We start from the raw sequence: 17110 nt of genomic DNA on the forward strand, positions 1-17110 counted from the left end.
GTCCTCCGAGGGGCGTCCGAGGAATGATCTGTTAGGAAGCTTTCCTATCAGACCAGGCCCAGGGATGAAAACACCTCAGCACCTCATGATTTCGTCTCAGTGCAAGCTCAGTGGAACACGGTCAGCGCGCCCGGCGCGACGCCGATGTCCACCGGCAGCGGCCCGAGAGGCTCTCCGTCGGCGTACGCCGTGATCCCCGGCGACTCGATCCGGACCGACTTGCCGCGCAGCGCCCGCACCGCCGGATGACCGACGTGGGTGCCCTTCGACAGCTTCGGGAACAGTTGCAACAGGGTCATCCGGGACACCGGCTCGATGATCGTGACGTCGAGCAGCCCGTCGTCGATCTCGGCGCCGGCACAGATCTGCAGACCCCCGCCGTACGTCGGGCCGGTTCCGACCGCGACCAGCATCGCCTTGGTCTCGATCGCCTCGCCGTCGACGGTCACGACGTACTCGAGCGGGGTGAACGTACGGAGTTCGGCCAGCGTCGCGACCGTGTAGCGGGAACTGCCCTTCGGCCAGGACATCGCGTTCGCGCGCTTGTTCACGAGCGAGTCGAAACCGCCCGCGACGACCGTGGTGATGAACCTGTCCTTCGCCACCGCGAGGTCGATCGCGCGGGTCCGCCCGCCGATCACCAGGTCGGCCGCTGCGCCTGGGTCCTTCAGCGGTACGCCGATACCGCGGGCGAAGTCGTTGCCGGTGCCGGCCGGGATGACGCCGAACGGCATGCCCGAGTTCGCCAGTACCTGCGCGCCGAGGTGGATCGTGCCGTCGCCACCGATCAGCGCGACCGCGTCCGCACCGGAGGCCACCACCTCGGCGGCGATCCGCCCGACGTCCTCCGCGCACGTGGTGGTGTGGACGTCGACGGTCAGCCCCGCCGCCGCCAGCCGCTCCCGTACCGAAGGTGCGATCCGCGCACCACGACCCCTACCGCTGGTGGGATTCACCACCAGCGCGATCCGACGACTCACCGGACGCCCCTCCACCCCCCGCGCCGAAGGCGCGGCAGCAGTGCGGGCATCAGTCGGCCAGCAGTTCTTCGTTGCGGACCTTGCGGCGTCTGTCGTTGATCCGCGCGATCGCCTCGGAGGCGAAGAACAGCACGCACATCGGGATCGCCAGCAGGCACATCGTGAACGGGTCACCGGACGGCGTCGCGACCGCGGCGAACACGAAGATCACCAGGATGATGTACGGCCGGAACTTGGCCAGCGCGGCACCCGGCAGCACCCCGACCATGTTCAGCAGCACGACGACCAGCGGGATCAGGAACGCGATGCCGAACACCAGCAAGGTCCGGATCACGAAGTCCAGGTACTTGCCGAGCTCGATCAGGTTCTGCACCTGGTCCGGGGTGAAGCCCAGCAGGATGTTGATGCCCTTGGGCAGCGTCCAGTAGCCGAGCGCGATACCGGTCGCGAACAACGGCGCGGCGATCGCGGCGAACAGGTACGCCCACTTCTTCTCGCTGCGGTGCAGCCCCGGGGCGATGAACGCCCAGAGCTGGAACAGCCAGATCGGGCCGGCCACGATCAGGCCGAGCATCGCGGACACCTTGATCCGGAACGTCAGCGGGTCACCGACGCCCTGGAAGGTGAGCTGCGGCTTCAGGCCACGGTTCTCCGCGAACGGCTTGACCGCGACCTCGAACGGGTGCTTCAGGATCTCCAGCGCCTGGTAGTAGACGAACCAGGCCGCGATCGTGCACACCACGATCGCGAGCACACTGATGAGCAACCGGTTCCGGAGCTCGACGATGTGCTCGCGCAGGGTCATCCGACCCTCTGGGTCCTTCGGGCGGCGGTCTTCTTTCGCCTTCCGTCGCCCGAACTTCACCATCGACACAGGTGGGGCGTTCTGTTCAGTTCGCCGTGTGCGTCGGCGGCAGGCCGTCGCCCGGCGCCTGGCCGTTCGCCTGGTTCGGCTGTGCCTGCTGGACCGGCTGCTGGACCTGGGCCGGGGCCTGCGAGGCCTGGTCGGTCAGCTCCGCGTCCTTCTTCTTCGGGCCGACTTCGTCTTCCCAGATCTTCTTCGACTTGCCGAGCTGCTTCACCAGCTGCGGCAGCTTCGCCGATCCGAACAGCAGCACGACGATCGCGAGGATGACGAGCCACTCTGCGCCTTGGGGCATACCGAGGAGCGGTGCTGCCATGTCGATCTCCCTTTCAACATCAACTCGGGACTCGAGCCTGAGTTCGTGGCCGAATACTACGCCGGGGCTGCTGAGTGCTCACGGGTCTGTCCAGACCCGGTCTCGGACTGCGCAGCGTCCAGCTTGGACTGGGCGGCGACCAACTCACGCGTCAGTGCCTTGCCCTGGCGCCACAGCTTCCGCGCGAGCAGGGCGAGGACAAGTGTCCACACCACCACCACTGCGAGGAAGAGCAGGAACCAGTACATACCCAGGAGCCTAGCCGGTATCCGTCCGCGGCCCACGACCCGCGGTGCGTCTCCGCGGACAACGGTGCCGGAACGTGATGGTAAAACCGAGTGTCGCGCAGGGTGCGCTCGAACGGGTTGAGGGGTGCGGATGAGGCGGATCGGGACCGCGGAGCGGCAGGCACGGCTCGGGCGGCGGCACCGCCTGGGCGTGGGTTGCCAGGCGGCGGATCCGGTCGAGGCGGCCGCGGCCATGGTCGCGCTGCACGCGACCGATCCGGCCACGGTGCACCTGAGCGTCGCGGCACGAGTACCAGGGAGTGAGGTTGCGAGTACGGAGCGTGCGCTGTACGACGACCGTACGCTGATCCGGATGCTGGGCATGCGCCGTACGGTGTTCGTCGTACCAACGCCGTTCGCCCCTGTCGTACAGGCTGCGTGTACCGATGACATCGCAGTGAAGCAGCGGAAGTTGCTGGTGAAGCACTTGGCCGAAGCCGGGGTTGCTGAGGACGCGGAGACGTGTGGCCAGTGGCTGGCTGCGGTGGAGGAGTCCACTGCGACCGCCCTGGCGTTGCGGGGCTCAGCTACTGCGCAGGAGCTGTCGGCGGACGAGCCCCGGTTGCGCACTCGGTTGAGCATGGCCGCTGGAAAGTCGTACGCGGCTCAGCCGTACGTGACGAGCAGGGTCTTGTTCCAGCTGTCTGCTGAGGGCCGGATCGTGCGTGGCCGCCCGCTGGGCACGTGGCTGAGCGGCCAGCACCAGTGGTCGCCGTCAGCGGACTGGTTGCCTGGTGGGCTCGGCAACAAGCCACCGGCGGAGGAGGCGCGGACGGCACTCGCACGGGCGTGGCTGTGGTCGTTTGGTCCCGGTACGGCGGCCGACCTGCAGTGGTACGCCGGTTGGACGCTCGGGCAGACCCGTAAGGCACTGGCGGCCGTACGTGCGGCCGAGGTCGAGCTGGACGGTCAGCTCGGTTACGTGCTGCCCGAGGACGAAGCCACAGAGGACCCTGTTGATTCTTGGGTGGCCTTCCTGCCGGGGCTCGATCCGACGCCGATGGGATGGAAGGAACGCGACTGGTTCCTCGGGCCGCACAAGTCGAAGCTGTTCGACAACACAGGAAACATCGGGCCGACCATCTGGGCCGACGGGCGGATCATCGGCGGCTGGGGACAGCCCGAGTCCGGCGAGGTCCGGTACGAGTTGCTGGAAGACGTCGGCGCCGACGTGACCGCGCTCGTCGAGACCGAGGCGGACCGCTGGACCACCTGGCTGGCCGGCGTCCGCGTGACGCCCCGCTTCCGCTCCCCGCTCGAGAAGCAGCTCAGCCAGGGCTAGAGGTCGTACGCCGACAACGCGTCGCGGGCCGTGGCCGCGATCTGGGTGCTGAGGTCGGGCGGGTCGAGGACCGTGGCGGCGCCGCCGAGGCGGAGGACCAGGCGCTGGAGCCAGTTGGTGTCGGCGACCCGGAGCTTCACGATCAGCGAGTTCTCGGGGCCTTCCTCGACGGACTCGTTCGGGTAGTACTCCGCGACCCAGCGGGCGGGCGGGGCCAGCCGGAGCGTGGCGAGCAAGTCCTGCTCGGACGGCTGGAACATACCGTTCGACAGGTCGCGCGGGGTCGCCTCCGGCGGCGGCTCGCTCGGCAGGTCGAGCAGCTTCACGTCCGCGATCCGGTCCAGGCGGAACAGCCGTACGTCCTCGGCCAGCCGGCACCAGGCCTCGAGGTACGTACGCCCCTCGGACACCACCAGCCGCATCGGGTCCACGTCCCGCTCGGTCGTCTCGTCGCGGGACGGGACGTCGTACGTCAGGTGCAACCGGCGCTTGGTCGCCAGTCCGCGGTTCACGATCTCGGCGATCTCCGGCGCGGCCGGCTCCACGTGGACGTGCGCGGCGGCCCCTTCGCTGGCCGCGGCCGCCTCGCCGGCGGCGCGTTCCAGCTTCGCGATCGCACGGTCGACGGCATCGCGGTCCGGGCCGGCGGTCACCTCGCGGAGCGTCCGGAGCGCGGTCAGCAGCGCGAGCGCCTCGTCCGCGGCCAGCCGCAACGGGCGGGCCAGGTAGTCCGCGTTGTTGATGTGGATGACACCTTCGCCCTCGGCGGACTCGATGTCGATCTCGATCAGGTCGCCCATCTGCGCGCCGGGCAGCCCGCAGAACCAGAGCACCTTCAGGTCCGCGATGATCTGCTTCGGCCGGACCCCGAACTCCTTCGCGACGTCGTCCACGCGGGCGCCGTCGTTCTCCCGCAGGTACGGCACGAGCGCGAGCAGCCGCTGCACCTGGTCACGCGCAGAACTCATCCCGCCACCGTCCGCAGGCGCCACAGGACACCGTCGAGTACGTCGCCAGGTCCTTCGACGACCGCGTCCGTGCCGTACGACGCGATCTCCTCGGCGAGCACGGACGAGTCGGCGTACGGGACGTGCAACAGGTCCCAGCCGTCCTCGTACGGCTCGATGGCGTTCGCGCGGCGGCGCAGGCTCACGCAGGACCCGGACCGCGCGCGGACCTTCGCCTCGGACGTCGGCCGTGGCGGCGCCAGTTCGGTCACCAGCGAACGCAGGTCGGTCCCCTCCGGCACGGTGAACGCACCGGGCTCCCCCACTGTCTTCACCGCGCCGGGGATCCGCGACAGCCGGAACATCCGGGTCGCCTGCCGGTCGCGGTCGCGGCCGACGACGTACCACCGGCCGTGCCACGACACGATCCCCCACGGCTCCAGCGTGCGGGTGGTCGGCTCGGAGGCCCCGCTGCGCAAGTGCTGGAACCGGACCGCCTGCCGCGCCACGACGGCCGCCCACAGCGGGTCGAACGCCGGCTCGGACACGCCGACGTGCGGCTCGATCGCGCTCAGCGCCGACTGGTCGGTCTGGATGCCGGCCGCCTTCAGCTTCAGGACCGCGGACGTGGTCGCCTCGGACAGGCCGGCGTGCTGCCACACCCGCGCGGCGACGCCGAGGACCGCGGCCTCGTCCGGCTCGAGATGGACCTCGGGGAGCTCGAAGACGTCGCGGCGGATCCGGTAGCCGACGTCGTCGGAGAAGAACTTGTCGATCGTGCCCATCTCGATCGGGATGCCGAGGTCGCGCAGCTCGTCCTTGTCGCGCTCGAACATCTTCTCGAACGCGTCGTCGGTCTGGCCCGCGTACCCTTCGACGACCTCGCGGATCCGCTCCTTGGTCACGTAGGTGCGCGCGACCAGGAGGCAGATGACCACGTTGAGCAGTCGCTCACTCTTGCGCGCCGACACCCGACCACCTTACGGCCTCCGGGCGTCCAAAACCCGCCTTTCCACACCGAAACTTCGAACACCGGTTCGACCGAGTAGTGTCGCCCCGTGATTCGTTGGCGGGACGGTGTGGTCGCGGCGATCGGCCGGAGCTGGGCCGGGGCGCTTGAGCTGACTGTGACGGTCGGAGCACAGTCTGTGCGTGCTCTGGCGTACCCGGAGCTTGTCGGTACGCCGGTTGCCGGGGACCGCGTGCTCTTGAACGTAGGCGCGCTGGACCGCGGTCTCGGGACCGGTGGGTACGCCTTGGTAGTGGCCGTACCGGACCGGCTGCCGGAGGACCCGCCGGAGCACGGGCATCTGGTGAAAGCCCGCTACACACCGCTGCAGGCCATGGTGATGGGAGCCGACGAGCAGGACTCCCCCGATCACGACGTATTGCGGGACGCCGACGACCTGTTCGGTACGCCGGTGGTCGTCGCAGACCTGCACTCCGCGCTCCCGGCCGTACTAGCGGGTGTCTACGAGGCCCGGCCGACCACACGGGTCGTCTACGTGATGACAGACGGCGGTGCGCTGCCGTTGGCGTTCTCCCGGAGCGTCGCGACGCTACGGGACGCCGGCTGGCTCAGCGGCACAGTCACGGTCGGTCAGGCGTACGGCGGGGATCGCGAGGCGGTCACGGTCCACACCGGGCTGCTGACTGCCGTACAAGTCCTCGCTGCAGAGCTGGTCGTCATCACGCAGGGACCGGGCAACCTGGGTACGGGTACGCGCTGGGGCTTCTCCGGGGTGCAGTCAGGTGAGGCGGTCAACGCCATCGGCACACTGGGCGGACGGGCAGTCGCTTCGCTGCGCATCTCCGAGGCAGACCCACGGCCACGCCACCGCGGTATCTCCCACCACAGTCTGACCGCGTACGGCCGCGTAGCGCTCCAACCGGCCGATGTCGTCGTACCAGACCTGCCTGGGGACTTCGGCGACGCAGTACGCGACGCAGCCGAGCCCCTGAAGGCACGGCACCGCGTGGTACGCGTCGGTGTCGACGGCTTGTACGACGCGATGCTGGCCGCTCCCGTGAAGCTGTCGACGATGGGCCGCGGCCTGGACGAAGACCGCGCCTACTTCGAAGCGGCAGCCGCCGCCGGCCGCCACGCCGCCGGCCTGGTGGACGTGCCGGCACGTAGCTGAGCGGTGGATCCAGGCCTACCTGGGGTGGGGTCGCAGCACTCCTGATCGGGACAGGCTTCGCGGCGACAGTGGTGGTATGAACAGCACCAAGCACCGCAACCTCACGATTCACGACGTGGCCCGGCCCGCGCCGCCGCTCGCCGTCCGGGGCGCGACCACGTTGTGGCTCGCCGCGGTCGGTGCCGGTGTGGCCGAGTCCGTCCTCGGCGTCCTCGGCGCGATCGCCGACGGCGTCCCGGTCCTCGGCCTGATGGTCCAGATCGCCTTCCGCGCGATCGTGTACGGGGGCCTGTTCGTCGTCATCGACCGGTACTTCCGGCCGGGCGTGCGCTGGTCCCGGTGGCTGCTCACCGGGCTGCTCGGCACGGTCGGCATCGGCTCGCTGCTGGTCGGCCCGATCGGCTGGCTGCTGCACAACGGCGACTTCGGCACGCTGCACTGGTCCGCCTCGTTCGTCGCGTTCGCCGCGATCCGGTGCGTCCACATCAGTGCGGTGATCGGGGCGATCGTGCTGAGCTTCCAGCCGGATGCGAACCGCTGGTTCCGCCGCCGGTGAACGCAGAGGACCGGCACCCGCCTTGCGGGAGCCGGTCCTTCGAGAGTGGTCCTACTGGCCCGTCTGCTTCGGGGCCGGGAAGGCGTTCAGGATGTCGATCACCGCGAACGCGTTGACGGTCTTGCCGGCCTGGTCCTTCGAGGCCGGGAGCTCGACCAGGACGCGGCTGCCGATCGGGATGCCGGCCAGGCCGTCCAGCGCGCCGGTCTGACCGTTCGGACCCGGGCCGACCTGGAGCTGGTCGGTCGGCGCGGCCGGCTGGGCGGCGCTCTGCGCGGTGGCCGGCTGGGCCTCCCAGGTGCTGGCCTGCTTCTTGCCGGTGTAGTCGTAGACCACGTAGCGGCCGATCAGCTGGCTGGACTTCTCGATCGGCTTGCCGTTGCCGAGCGCGAACACGATCGGCTTACCGGGCTTGGCCGGCGGCTTCGTGCCGGCCGGGACGGTCACCTTCGGCTCGGCGTTCAGGGCGCCCGTCACGCTGATCTTGGTCGGCGCCGACGGGGTCACCGGCTTGGCGTCCAGCGGCGTGTCGTTGGCGGCCGCGCCGACCAGGTCGACGACGAAGATCAGCGTGTCGTCACCCTTGATGCCGGCCTGCGAGTTGCCGTCGGACTTGTAGCCCTTGTCGGACGGGATCGAGAGCAGCACCCGGCTACCGATCTTCTTGCCCACCAGGCCCTCGTCCCAGCCGGCGATGACGCCACCGACCCCGATCGGGAACGACGACGGCGCGCCGCGGTCGTAGGAGTTGTCGAAGACCTTGCCGTCGCGCCAGATCTGGCCGAGGTAGTTCGCGGTGAGCAGCTCGCCCTTCTTCACCACCGGGCCGTCGCCCTCCTTGAGGACCTCCGTGACCAGGCTCTTCTCCGGGTCGCCCTCGCGGTGCGTGATGGTCGGCTTCTGCCCGAAGTCCGACGTCACCTTGACTCCGGCGGCGTCGAACTCGCTCTTCTTGTCCGATCCGCACGCCACCAGGGACGACCCCAGCGCCGCAACCACGACCAGACTCAACAACTTGCGCACGAAACCAGCACCTCGAACCATCCCGGCGCCGATGTGCGCCGTAGCCTCCGGTCAACAACGCGGCCCACCCTAGCTGCCCGGTTCAAAATGACATGCAGCCGCCCGAGTCACCTTTACGTCACACCACGCACAGTCACTGCCGTGGGCAGCACCTACATGCTGGCGATGAGCTTTTCGACCCGCTCGTCGTGGGATTTGAACGGGTCCTTGCAGAGGACCGTGCGCTGGGCCTGGTCGTTGAGCTTCAGGTGCACCCAGTCGACGGTGAAGTCGCGGCGGCGTTCCTGGGCCCGCTTGATGAACTCGCCGCGCAGCCGTGCTCGAGTGGTCTGCGGCGGCACCGACTTGGCCTCGAACACCCGCAGGTCGTCGACGACCCGGGTGACCGCGCCCTTGCGCTCGAGCAGGTAGTAGAGCCCGCGCGGCCGGTGGATGTCGTGGTACGCCAGGTCGAGCTGCGCGACCCGCGGGCTGGCCAGGCCGAGGTTGTTCTGCGAGCGGTAGCGCTCGATCAGCCGGTACTTGATCACCCAGTCGATCTCGCGCTCGATCCCGGACAGGTCGCCGGACTCGATCGCCTTCAGCGTCCGCTCCCACAGCGACAGCGCCCGCTCGACCGCCGGCGTCCCGAGCTCGCGGCGGTCGACGAAGTCGCGCGCCTTGGTCAGGTACTCCATCTGGATGTCGAGCGCCGACGCCTCGCGGCCGTTCGCCAGCCGGACCTCGCGGCGGCCGGTCATGTCGTGGCTGATCTCGCGGATCGCCCGGATCGGGTTGTCCAGGGTCAGGTCGCGCATCACGATGCCGGCCTCGATCATCCGCAGCACCAGGTCGGTGCTGGCCACCTTCAGCAGCATCGTGGTCTCGGACATGTTCGAGTCGCCGACGATCACGTGCAGCCGGCGGAACCGCTCCGCGTCCGCGTGCGGCTCGTCCCGGGTGTTGATGATCGGCCGGGACCGGGTGGTCGCGCTGGAGACCCCTTCCCAGATGTGCTCGGCGCGCTGCGACACCGAGTACACCGCGCCGCGCGGTGTCTGCAGCACCTTGCCGGCGCCGCAGATCAGCTGCCGGGTGACCAGGAACGGGATCAGCACGTCGGCGAGCTTGGCGAAGTCGCCGTGCCGGCTGACCAGGTAGTTCTCGTGGCAGCCGTAGCTGTTGCCGGCCGAGTCGGTGTTGTTCTTGAACAGGTAGACGTCGCCGAAGATGCCCTCGTCGTGCAGCCGCTTCTGCGCGTCCACCAGCAGACCCTCGAGGATCCGCTCACCGGCCTTGTCGTGCGCGATCAGGTCGGTGACCGAGTCGCACTCACCGGTGGCGTACTCCGGGTGCGAGCCCACGTCGAGGTACAGCCGGGCACCATTGCGGAGGAAGACGTTGCTGCTCCGTCCCCAGGACACGACACGCCGGAAGAGGTACCGCGCGACCTCGTCCGGGGTCAGTCGCCGCTGACCGCGGAACGTACAGGTGACGCCGTACTCGTTCTCGAGACCGAAGATTCGCCGGTTCACATCACCCACACTACGGCGCCGTTCCGACAACCGGGGGCTGTCCCAGGCGCGCCGTGGTCCGGCGTTATCCCTTTGATGCCCGCAACAATGGGCCGTCCGCCCGCATCGTGACCACTGACGAAAGGTGTTCAGATGATCAAGTACGGGCGAACTCTCGCCGCCGGGGCCCTGCTGACCGGGGCCCTGGTCACCACATCGGCCGGTGCCGCACCGGCCGCCACGACTGCCGCCTGCTCCCTGCGGCTCGGCTCGGTCACCCCAGGTGGTGACCACACCCTCCAGACCATCACCGCGGCGCCCTCCGCGAGCACCCGGCTGCTCGGCCCGGCGAACCTCTATCCGGACGGCCAGGCGCACCTGCCGACCGCGGTCCGCACCGAACTGGTCGTCCCGGCCGGCCAGGAACGCACCGGACTGGTCGCCATCGGTCCGCGGATGTACGCCACCAGCTACCTGACCGACGGCACCGGGACCTCCGTCGTACCCGGCACCGTCAAGCAGACGCTGATCGGCGGCGGCTGGGACGACCTGCACAAGTACGTCGAGCTCAGCCGGTCCGGCGCGGGCGGCATCGTCCGGTCGAACGTCTACGCGCTGATCAACCAGTTCACCGACGGACTCATCGCGCGCTGGACGGTCACCCCGAGCGGGTGGAAGTACTACACGACGTTCGGCGGCTTCAAGTCGGTCAAGACGATGGTGCTGATCGGTCAGGGCAGCACGTACGACCTGTTCCTGGCCACGACCAACGGCGGGGCGCTCTACACCGTCAAGGTGCCCACAGGTGCCGGGAAGCCGCTGGTGACGAAGATCCGGACGTCGACCTGGCAGGGCTTCGAGACCCTGATCGCGGAGAAGTGCGGGAGCTACGGCACCCTGCTGCTCGGTATCGACAAGGACACCGGCACCGGCTACCTGTACGCGGTCGGCCACGCGAACGGTACGGCCACCGTGATCAAGGGCCTCGGCAAGGTCCCGACGACGTTCCCGGCGAGCGACTCGTACTTCCGGTTCTACGACGGCGGTACGGTCCTCAACGGCGGCTGATTCTCCACCCGGGGCTGGAAGTCCAGGTGGAGAAGTCTCGGATCAGCTGACGCATGCGGCTCGGGGCTGACAGCGTCTGGGGGCATGAGACGACGAACCTTTCTCGCCGCCACGACTGCCACGGCCGCCGCGTCGCTGACGGGAATCCGGACAGCGTCCGCCGCCACCGACCGTACGCTGCGGCTTCCAGCCCCGACCGGTCCGTGGTCTGTTGGTACGACGACGCGCGCACTGACAGACACGGGCCGGACAGATCCTTGGAACGGTGCACCGAACCGGGAGCTCGCGCTGACGGTCTACTACCCAGCGGCCGTCACCACGGGGTACCAGCGTGCGCCGCAGCTCGCACCGGCCGCGGCTGAGGTCTTCAAGGGCCTGGACGCCGGCCTGCTCCACCCTGAGCTCCCGAAGAGCGGGGTGGACTGGGCCGCCACCCTGACTCACTCGTACGTCGACGCGCCGGCCCTGCCCGGCCGCCGTCCGACCCTGGTCTACAGCCCTGGCGGTGCGGATCCAAGAACCATCGGGACCTCGCTGGCGGAGGACCTGGCGAGTCACGGGTATGTCGTGATCACCGTGGACCATCCTGGTGAAGCCAGCGAGGTCGTGTTCCCGGACGGACGGCTGCGGGTCATCGAGATCAGCCCTGACGTACAGACCGATCCGGTGCAGTCGCAGCTGATGATGGACACGCGCTTCGCCGACCTACGGTTCGTACTGGATCAGCTGCCGTCGCTACACAGCGCTGTCGACACACGGCGTGTGGGTGTCTACGGGCACTCTGCTGGTGGTGCCACAGCGGCGGTCTCCTTGCAGCACCGGCTTGTGCGGGCAAGCGTCAACCTGGAGGGCTACCTCGACACGCTCACCGGAGAGCTCTACGACATCCCGAAGAAGCCCCTGCTGCTCGCAGGGACCGACGGCTTCCGTGACGCGCGCTTCGACCGCGCCTGGTCGGCCGTCATCTCACAAGGCGGTCCGGTGCGGCGTGTGGAACTGTCCGACGCCAACCACTGGATCTGGACGGACTACGCCGCGTTCGCGTCGCAGCTGCAATCTGCCGGCCTCATGACGGAGACAGACCGGGACAAGCTGGTGGGCGCCTCGACCTGTGCCGTTCCTGTTGTGCGCCGGCTGGTCCGCAAGTTCTTCGACCAGAACCTAACCTTTCGCGGGTAGTGCGCATCGTCATCGGTGACACGACTCTGCGAAGGAGGCCGGATGGCCAAATTGGCGATCGCTGTGGGGGCGGCGATGACGGCGGCGGCGCTGGTACCAGTACCCGCGCATGCGAGGCAGGCGACAGGAGCCTGTTCGATGACGCTGGGCACAGTGACCGTGCAGGGCGACCACAAGTTCCGAACCATCAGAGCGACATCGCCGGTGCAGGCCGGTACGCCGTCGGTCGGGCCGAAGGCGCTCTTCCCGGTGGATCAGGTCCGGCTCGCCTCGTCGGTCGGGTGGGAGCCGGATCCACCGTCGGGGATGGCGAAGAGCGGGTACGTGCGGATCGTCAACGACCTGTACCGGTTCAGGTATGTCACCGACCTGAGTACGGGTCAGCTCGACCCGGAGTCGTACGTGAAGACGAGGATCGGCGGCGGCTGGATCCACCAGACGTACTTCGAGCAATCCCAGGGCCGTACCTATGCCCTGGAGGGAAACGTCATCACGCGCTGGACGGACTGGCGCAACAAGGCGACGTACAGCGGGTTCTCGGCGGTCAAGACGATGACCCTGATCAGTCAGACGCGCACGTACGACACCTTCCTCGCCAACACCCGCGGAGGGGCGCTCTACACGATCCGGATCCCGTCCAGTGGCGCACCTGTCGTCAAGAAGGTACGTACGTCGACCTGGCAGACGTTCGAGACACTGATCGCCGAGAGGTGCGGCACACAGAGCACGCTGCTGCTGGCCATCGACAAGGACACACGGAACGCCTACCTGTATGCCGTGAGCCATGCCAACGGCACGGCCACGGTCATCAAGGGTTTGGGCAAGGTAGGCGATCAGCTGGTCGCACCTGAGGACAAGGTGTACTTCCGCTACTTCCCCGGTAGCCCGGAGTCCGACGTGCTGCTGTACGGCGAGTAGACGCTAACGGGCCGCGCCGCGGACGGTCGCTTGTTGCTGGGCTGTCAGGGCGAGCCGCATGGTTTCGAAGGTGTGTTCCTGCGGCGCGGCTGTCGTGGTGCGGTCGCGTACGTCGCGCAGTACGTCGGCGTAGTACGTGGTCTCGACGCCCGAGCAGTCGATGTACTGCGTGCCCTCCTGGTTCACCAGGAACAGGTGGTCGCCGCCGTCGCGGCCGGCGATGTCGACGTACTTGCGGAGTTCGACGTAGCCGTCGGTGCCGAGGATCATCAGCCGGCCGTCGCCCCATGTGCCCAGCCCGGCCGGGGTGTACCAGTCGACGCGGATGTAGCCCTGGGCGTTCTCGCTGCGCAGCAGGATCTCGCCGAAGTCCTGCAGACCCGGCTCGTCAGGGTTGCCGAAGTTCCCGACCGTACTGGTCACCACCTCGGCCGTTCGCGCCCCGGTGAACCACAGGAACTGGTCGATCTGGTGCGAGGCGATGTCGGTCAGGATGCCGCCGTACCGCGCCTTGTCGTAGAACCAGTCGGGGCGGCCCGCTCCGCCGGACAGGTGCGCGCGGTCGCCGATCCGGTGCGGGCCGAGTCCGAGCGTCTGGACCACCGTCCCGATCCGGCCTTCGCGGACCAGTTCACCGGCCCTGATCACACTCGGCACCTCGAACCGCTCCGAGAACGTCACCGACCAGAACCGGCCCGAGCTGTCGACGGCCTTCTTGATCTCCTCGAGCTGCTCGAGGCTCACGCAACCGGGCTTGTCCGTGACCACGTCCTTGCCGGCCAGCAGCGCCGCGATCGCGAGCGGTCCGCGCCGGTCCGGTACGCCGGCGGTCACGATCAGGTCGATCCCGTCCCGCGCGATCAGCTCCTCGGGACTGTCCGCGACCGGCACGTCCGGGTACCGCTCGCGCATCGAGGCGGCGAGCGCCGTGGCCGGGTCGTCGGTGGCCATCGCGACGAACTCCGCACCGGCGCCGATCAACCCGGCGACCTGCCCGAAGATGTGCGCGTGGTCGAGCCCGACAGCGGCGAACCTGACAGCTTTCGTGGAAGACAAGGCGTTCCTCCGAGGTGTCGTGACGTCTGCCGACTCACCCTATGCCAAACCGGCAAGCGCTTGCCAACCCCCCGCAACTTTCCGCATGTCGAACGCATCGACTGAATGAGCCCACCTCGGCGAGGAGTGAGCGGGGCGTCGTACCTGTACGAGTTTGGCCACGCGAACGGGATCGCGACCGTGATCCGCGCGCTCGGCAAGGTGCCGCGGACGTTCGCCGAGGTCGCGTACGCGCGGTACTTCGAGGACAACCCAGGACTACGACCTGCTGTTCGGCCAGTGACACCGGGCAGCGGACCTGCAGGCCATCTCAATCGCCCGCGGACGGCGCGGTTGAGCGTGCGCCGCGTCGGTAGGCGGCGATTGTGATGGGCTGGAGATCCGCCCCTACAGCTCGACCAGGTCGAGGAGCTGGCCGAGTTCGCCCGGGTTGAGTTCGCGGAGTTCGCCGGTGTGCAGGTTGCCGCGGCGGACCGGGCCGATCGCGGTCCGGGTCAGCCGCTTCACCGGGTGGCCGACGGCGTCGAACATCCGCCGGACGATCCGGTTCCGGCCCTCGTGCAGGCTCATCTCGATCAAGGTGCGGCCCGGTACGGTCGACACGATCTTCACGGTGTCGGCGCGCGCCGGGCCGTCGTCGAGCTCGACCCCGTCCAGGAGCCGGCGCAGTACCACCGGCTTGACGTTGCCGTCGACCTCGGCGACGTACGTCTTCGACACCTCGTACGACGGATGCGCGAGCCGGTGCGCGAACTCGCCGTGGTTGGTGAGCAGCAGCAAACCTTCGGTATCGGTGTCGAGCCGGCCGATGTGGAACAGGCGCTCCGGGCGGTCCTGTACGAAGTCGGTGATACAGGGTCTTCCCTGGGGGTCGGACATCGTCGTGACCACGCCGCGCGGCTTGTTCAGCACGAGATAGACATGCGCACTGACCGGCGGAATCCGCGCCCCGTCGACCCGGATGACAGCCGTCTCGGGATCCACCCGAACCCCGAACTCCGTCACCACCCGCCCGTCGACCTCGACCCGCCCCTCCTCGATCATCAACTCCGCACTACGCCGCGAAGCCACCCCCGCCCGAGCCAAAACCTTCTGCAACCGAACCCCGACTTCATCCCCCATACCGCACCCCACCCTCCCCCACCGGATCCCCAGACTCCCCCGCGTCGTCGGCGCCAGCGTCCCCCGCACCCTCCACGTTGTCGGCGTCGCCTGCATGACCCGCGGCGTCGGCACCAGCGTCCCCGACACGATGCGCATGACCAGCGTGCTCCACGTCGTCAGCGTCGTCGACGACGTCCCCCGCGCTCTCTGCGTCCCCAACGGCGTCGGCGCCAACGGCGTCACCCGCGGCGCCAGCGCCAGCCTCCCCCACGCGATCCACGCCCCCAGCGCCCTCCACGTCCTCCGCGTGACCCGCGGCGTCGGCACCGGCTTCGCCCACGCGATCCGCATCGTCAGCGTGCTCCACGGCGTCGGCCTGCTCCACGTCGTCGGCGTCGTCGACGGCATCCCCTGCACCCTTCGCGTCCCCAGCGGCGTCGGCGCCAACGACATCACCCGCAGCGTCGGCGCCAGCGTCCCTCACGTGATCCGCGTCCTCCGCGTGCTCCACGTCGCCTGCGTGACCCGCGGCGTCAGCGTCAGCGTCGGCGTCGGCGTCGCCCACGCGATCTGCGTCGCCAGCGCGATCCACGTCGTCAGCGTCGTCGACGGCACCCCCCGCGCTCTCCGCGTCCCCAGCGACGTCGGCGCCAACGGCCTCACCCGCGGCGTCAGCGCCCGCCACGCGATCCGCGTGCTCCACGCGATCCGCGTGCTCCACGTCCTCCGCGTGCTCCACGTCCTCCGCGTCGGCCGTGTGGCTTGCGGCGTCGGCGTCGTCCGGGCTTTCCGTGCTTTCCGCGTTGGCGGTTGCTGCGGGCTGGTGGGAGACGTCAGCTGGCCAGGCGCCCTCGGTAAGTGGCTCGGCGGACTCGGTCATGTCGTTCGCGGACTCGTCGGGCTCTTCGCCGGCCTCGGTCGCGAGTTCACGGGCGTCCGGCTCCGTACCGCCATCGACGGCCTGCGCGCCCGGCTCGTCCGCGTCCGCAGGGGACTCGTCCGCCTCCGCAGGGGACTCGTCGGCCTCAGGCGCGTCCTCCGCGTTCAGCTCGGGTGCGGGTGAGGTTGCGGGCTCGTCTGCTGTGGGTGGGAGGGTTTGGGCGGCCAACTCCTCCTCGATGTCGTCCATTTCGGGGAGGTACGGGGCCAGTTCGGGGAGGTCGTCCAGGGACTGCATGCCCATGCGTTCGAGGAAGTACGTCGTGGTGCGGTACAGCGTCGCCTGGGACTCGGTGTCGGCACCGGCTTCCTCGACGAGCCCGCGGGCGACGAGCGTACGCATGACACCGTCGACGTTCACGCCGCGGATCGCGGAGACCCGCGCGCGGCTGACGGGCTGCTTGTACGCGACCACGGCGAGCGTCTCAAGCGCCGCCTGCGTCAACCGCGCCTGCTGACCGTCGAGTACGAAGCGTTCGACGTACTGCGCGGCTTCCGGGCGGGTGTAGTACCGCCAACCGCCGCCCACCTCACGCAGGTCGAACCCGCGCCCCTGCTCGGTGTACTCGGCCGCCAGTCCCGCCAGCGCCTCCGCGATGTCCCCGGTGTTACGCCCGACCGCCCGCGCCAGCGTCAGCACCGGCAACGGCTCGTCCGTCACCATCAGAATCGCCTCGAGCGCCCGCCGCATGGTCTCGTCATCAACAACAACCTCGTCCCCCACCGCCAACGCAGTCTGCCCCGCAGGCAGATGATCCTCGTCATCCCCCGCCACACGGTCCTCGGCATCCTCCGTGGCTACGTCCTCCGCGCGGGCAGGTTCGCCTACATCCTCCCCGGCCATGTCCTCAGCGTCTGCGTCAGCCGCACGGGCGTCCGCGGGCGGGGCGTCGGCAGCTTGGGGAGGATTACCTGCCGATTCGGGTACAAGATCCTCCCCAACCTCGATCGATACC

General features: G+C 69.0%; 18 protein-coding genes. 7 read left to right on the forward strand and 11 right to left on the reverse strand.

Features of this window, described 5'->3' with window-relative positions; all coding sequences use genetic code 11:
• Positions 1-107: 107 nt before the first annotated feature.
• From ACFYRU_RS35700 to ACFYRU_RS35715, 4 genes are all read right to left on the reverse strand, one after another.
• Positions 108-980 (reverse strand): diacylglycerol/lipid kinase family protein, encoded by an 873-nt coding sequence (locus ACFYRU_RS35700; RefSeq protein WP_387667326.1) that lies wholly within the window; start codon positions 978-980, stop codon positions 108-110.
• Positions 981-1029: 49 nt separating this feature from the next.
• A complete protein-coding gene (gene tatC / locus ACFYRU_RS35705; RefSeq protein WP_387667328.1) occupies positions 1030-1785 on the reverse strand; it encodes a twin-arginine translocase subunit TatC in 756 nt (251 codons plus the stop codon).
• An 85-nt stretch (positions 1786-1870) separates the two neighbouring features.
• The gene (locus tag ACFYRU_RS35710) at positions 1871-2161 is read right to left on the reverse strand and encodes a twin-arginine translocase TatA/TatE family subunit (RefSeq protein WP_387667331.1); all 291 of its coding nucleotides are present in this window, start codon (positions 2159-2161) and stop codon (positions 1871-1873) included.
• 56 nt (positions 2162-2217) lie between these two features.
• Positions 2218-2409 (reverse strand): hypothetical protein, encoded by a 192-nt coding sequence (locus ACFYRU_RS35715; RefSeq protein ID WP_387667333.1) that lies wholly within the window; start codon positions 2407-2409, stop codon positions 2218-2220.
• 130 nt (positions 2410-2539) lie between these two features.
• Here ACFYRU_RS35715 and ACFYRU_RS35720 point away from each other — a divergent pair, with 130 nt between their 5' ends.
• Complete coding sequence (locus tag ACFYRU_RS35720; RefSeq protein WP_387667335.1) at positions 2540-3730, forward strand: winged helix DNA-binding domain-containing protein; 1191 nt, start codon at positions 2540-2542, stop codon at positions 3728-3730.
• On the opposite strand, the gene ACFYRU_RS35725 is transcribed toward ACFYRU_RS35720, so the two are convergent.
• Positions 3727-4698, reverse strand: a complete 972-nt coding sequence (locus ACFYRU_RS35725) for a helix-turn-helix transcriptional regulator (protein WP_387667338.1) — start codon at positions 4696-4698, stop codon at positions 3727-3729. The genes ACFYRU_RS35720 and ACFYRU_RS35725 overlap by 4 nt on opposite strands.
• A complete protein-coding gene (locus ACFYRU_RS35730) occupies positions 4695-5648 on the reverse strand; it encodes a helix-turn-helix transcriptional regulator (RefSeq protein ID WP_387667341.1) in 954 nt (317 codons plus the stop codon). The genes ACFYRU_RS35725 and ACFYRU_RS35730 overlap by 4 nt, the downstream gene beginning before the upstream one ends.
• A gap of 87 nt (positions 5649-5735) precedes the next feature.
• Here ACFYRU_RS35730 and ACFYRU_RS35735 point away from each other — a divergent pair, with 87 nt between their 5' ends.
• Positions 5736-6818, forward strand: coding sequence for a DUF3866 family protein (locus ACFYRU_RS35735; protein WP_387667344.1), 1083 nt, complete (start codon positions 5736-5738; stop codon positions 6816-6818).
• Between the two features lie 76 nt (positions 6819-6894).
• The gene (locus ACFYRU_RS35740; protein ID WP_387667347.1) at positions 6895-7374 is read left to right on the forward strand and encodes a hypothetical protein; all 480 of its coding nucleotides are present in this window, start codon (positions 6895-6897) and stop codon (positions 7372-7374) included.
• A 51-nt stretch (positions 7375-7425) separates the two neighbouring features.
• Here ACFYRU_RS35740 and ACFYRU_RS35745 read toward each other — a convergent pair whose 3' ends face one another.
• Together ACFYRU_RS35745 and pafA are read right to left on the reverse strand one after the other, a co-directional pair.
• Positions 7426-8397: an FKBP-type peptidyl-prolyl cis-trans isomerase gene (locus ACFYRU_RS35745; RefSeq protein WP_387667349.1), complete on the reverse strand. Its 972-nt coding sequence runs from the start codon at positions 8395-8397 to the stop codon at positions 7426-7428.
• A 152-nt stretch (positions 8398-8549) separates the two neighbouring features.
• Positions 8550-9911, reverse strand: a complete 1362-nt coding sequence (gene pafA, locus ACFYRU_RS35750) for a Pup--protein ligase (protein ID WP_141852932.1) — start codon at positions 9909-9911, stop codon at positions 8550-8552.
• 132 nt (positions 9912-10043) lie between these two features.
• Here pafA and ACFYRU_RS35755 point away from each other — a divergent pair, with 132 nt between their 5' ends.
• From ACFYRU_RS35755 to ACFYRU_RS35765, 3 genes are all read left to right on the forward strand, one after another.
• Positions 10044-10958: a hypothetical protein gene (locus ACFYRU_RS35755; protein ID WP_387667352.1), complete on the forward strand. Its 915-nt coding sequence runs from the start codon at positions 10044-10046 to the stop codon at positions 10956-10958.
• 84 nt (positions 10959-11042) lie between these two features.
• Positions 11043-12137, forward strand: coding sequence for an alpha/beta hydrolase family protein (locus ACFYRU_RS35760; protein WP_387667354.1), 1095 nt, complete (start codon positions 11043-11045; stop codon positions 12135-12137).
• A 42-nt stretch (positions 12138-12179) separates the two neighbouring features.
• Positions 12180-13055, forward strand: coding sequence for a hypothetical protein (locus tag ACFYRU_RS35765; RefSeq protein ID WP_387667356.1), 876 nt, complete (start codon positions 12180-12182; stop codon positions 13053-13055).
• Between the two features lie 3 nt (positions 13056-13058).
• Here the strand turns inward: ACFYRU_RS35765 and ACFYRU_RS35770 are convergent, their stop codons facing one another.
• Positions 13059-14111, reverse strand: a complete 1053-nt coding sequence (locus tag ACFYRU_RS35770; RefSeq protein ID WP_387667358.1) for a Gfo/Idh/MocA family protein — start codon at positions 14109-14111, stop codon at positions 13059-13061.
• Between the two features lie 105 nt (positions 14112-14216).
• Here ACFYRU_RS35770 and ACFYRU_RS35775 point away from each other — a divergent pair, with 105 nt between their 5' ends.
• The gene (locus ACFYRU_RS35775; RefSeq protein ID WP_387667361.1) at positions 14217-14480 is read left to right on the forward strand and encodes a hypothetical protein; all 264 of its coding nucleotides are present in this window, start codon (positions 14217-14219) and stop codon (positions 14478-14480) included.
• An 18-nt stretch (positions 14481-14498) separates the two neighbouring features.
• Here the strand turns inward: ACFYRU_RS35775 and ACFYRU_RS35780 are convergent, their stop codons facing one another.
• On the reverse strand, positions 14499-15233 hold the full coding sequence (locus ACFYRU_RS35780) for a pseudouridine synthase (RefSeq protein ID WP_387667363.1): 735 nt from the start codon (positions 15231-15233) through the stop codon (positions 14499-14501).
• The gene (scpB, locus tag ACFYRU_RS35785) at positions 15223-16998 is read right to left on the reverse strand and encodes an SMC-Scp complex subunit ScpB (protein ID WP_387667365.1); all 1776 of its coding nucleotides are present in this window, start codon (positions 16996-16998) and stop codon (positions 15223-15225) included. The genes ACFYRU_RS35780 and scpB overlap by 11 nt, the downstream gene beginning before the upstream one ends.
• Positions 16999-17110 lie beyond the last annotated feature (112 nt).

It is taken from the genome of Kribbella sp. NPDC004536, assembly GCF_042873835.1.
Taxonomy (GTDB): domain Bacteria; phylum Actinomycetota; class Actinomycetes; order Propionibacteriales; family Kribbellaceae; genus Kribbella.

Coding starts and splice junctions, on each gene's coding strand:
- tatC (WP_387667328.1), bottom strand. CDS start 1,785: ATGACCCTGCGCGAGCACATCGTCGAGCTCCGGAACCGGTTGCTCATC.
- ACFYRU_RS35710 (WP_387667331.1), bottom strand. CDS start 2,161: ATGGCAGCACCGCTCCTCGGTATGCCCCAAGGCGCAGAGTGGCTCGTC.
- ACFYRU_RS35715 (WP_387667333.1), bottom strand. CDS start 2,409: ATGTACTGGTTCCTGCTCTTCCTCGCAGTGGTGGTGGTGTGGACACTT.
- ACFYRU_RS35720 (WP_387667335.1), top strand. CDS start 2,540: ATGAGGCGGATCGGGACCGCGGAGCGGCAGGCACGGCTCGGGCGGCGG.
- ACFYRU_RS35725 (WP_387667338.1), bottom strand. CDS start 4,698: ATGAGTTCTGCGCGTGACCAGGTGCAGCGGCTGCTCGCGCTCGTGCCG.
- ACFYRU_RS35740 (WP_387667347.1), top strand. CDS start 6,895: ATGAACAGCACCAAGCACCGCAACCTCACGATTCACGACGTGGCCCGG.
- ACFYRU_RS35755 (WP_387667352.1), top strand. CDS start 10,044: ATGATCAAGTACGGGCGAACTCTCGCCGCCGGGGCCCTGCTGACCGGG.
- ACFYRU_RS35760 (WP_387667354.1), top strand. CDS start 11,043: ATGAGACGACGAACCTTTCTCGCCGCCACGACTGCCACGGCCGCCGCG.
- ACFYRU_RS35765 (WP_387667356.1), top strand. CDS start 12,180: ATGGCCAAATTGGCGATCGCTGTGGGGGCGGCGATGACGGCGGCGGCG.
- ACFYRU_RS35775 (WP_387667361.1), top strand. CDS start 14,217: ATGAGCCCACCTCGGCGAGGAGTGAGCGGGGCGTCGTACCTGTACGAG.
- ACFYRU_RS35780 (WP_387667363.1), bottom strand. CDS start 15,233: ATGGGGGATGAAGTCGGGGTTCGGTTGCAGAAGGTTTTGGCTCGGGCG.
- scpB (WP_387667365.1), bottom strand. CDS start 16,998: ATGGCCGGGGAGGATGTAGGCGAACCTGCCCGCGCGGAGGACGTAGCC.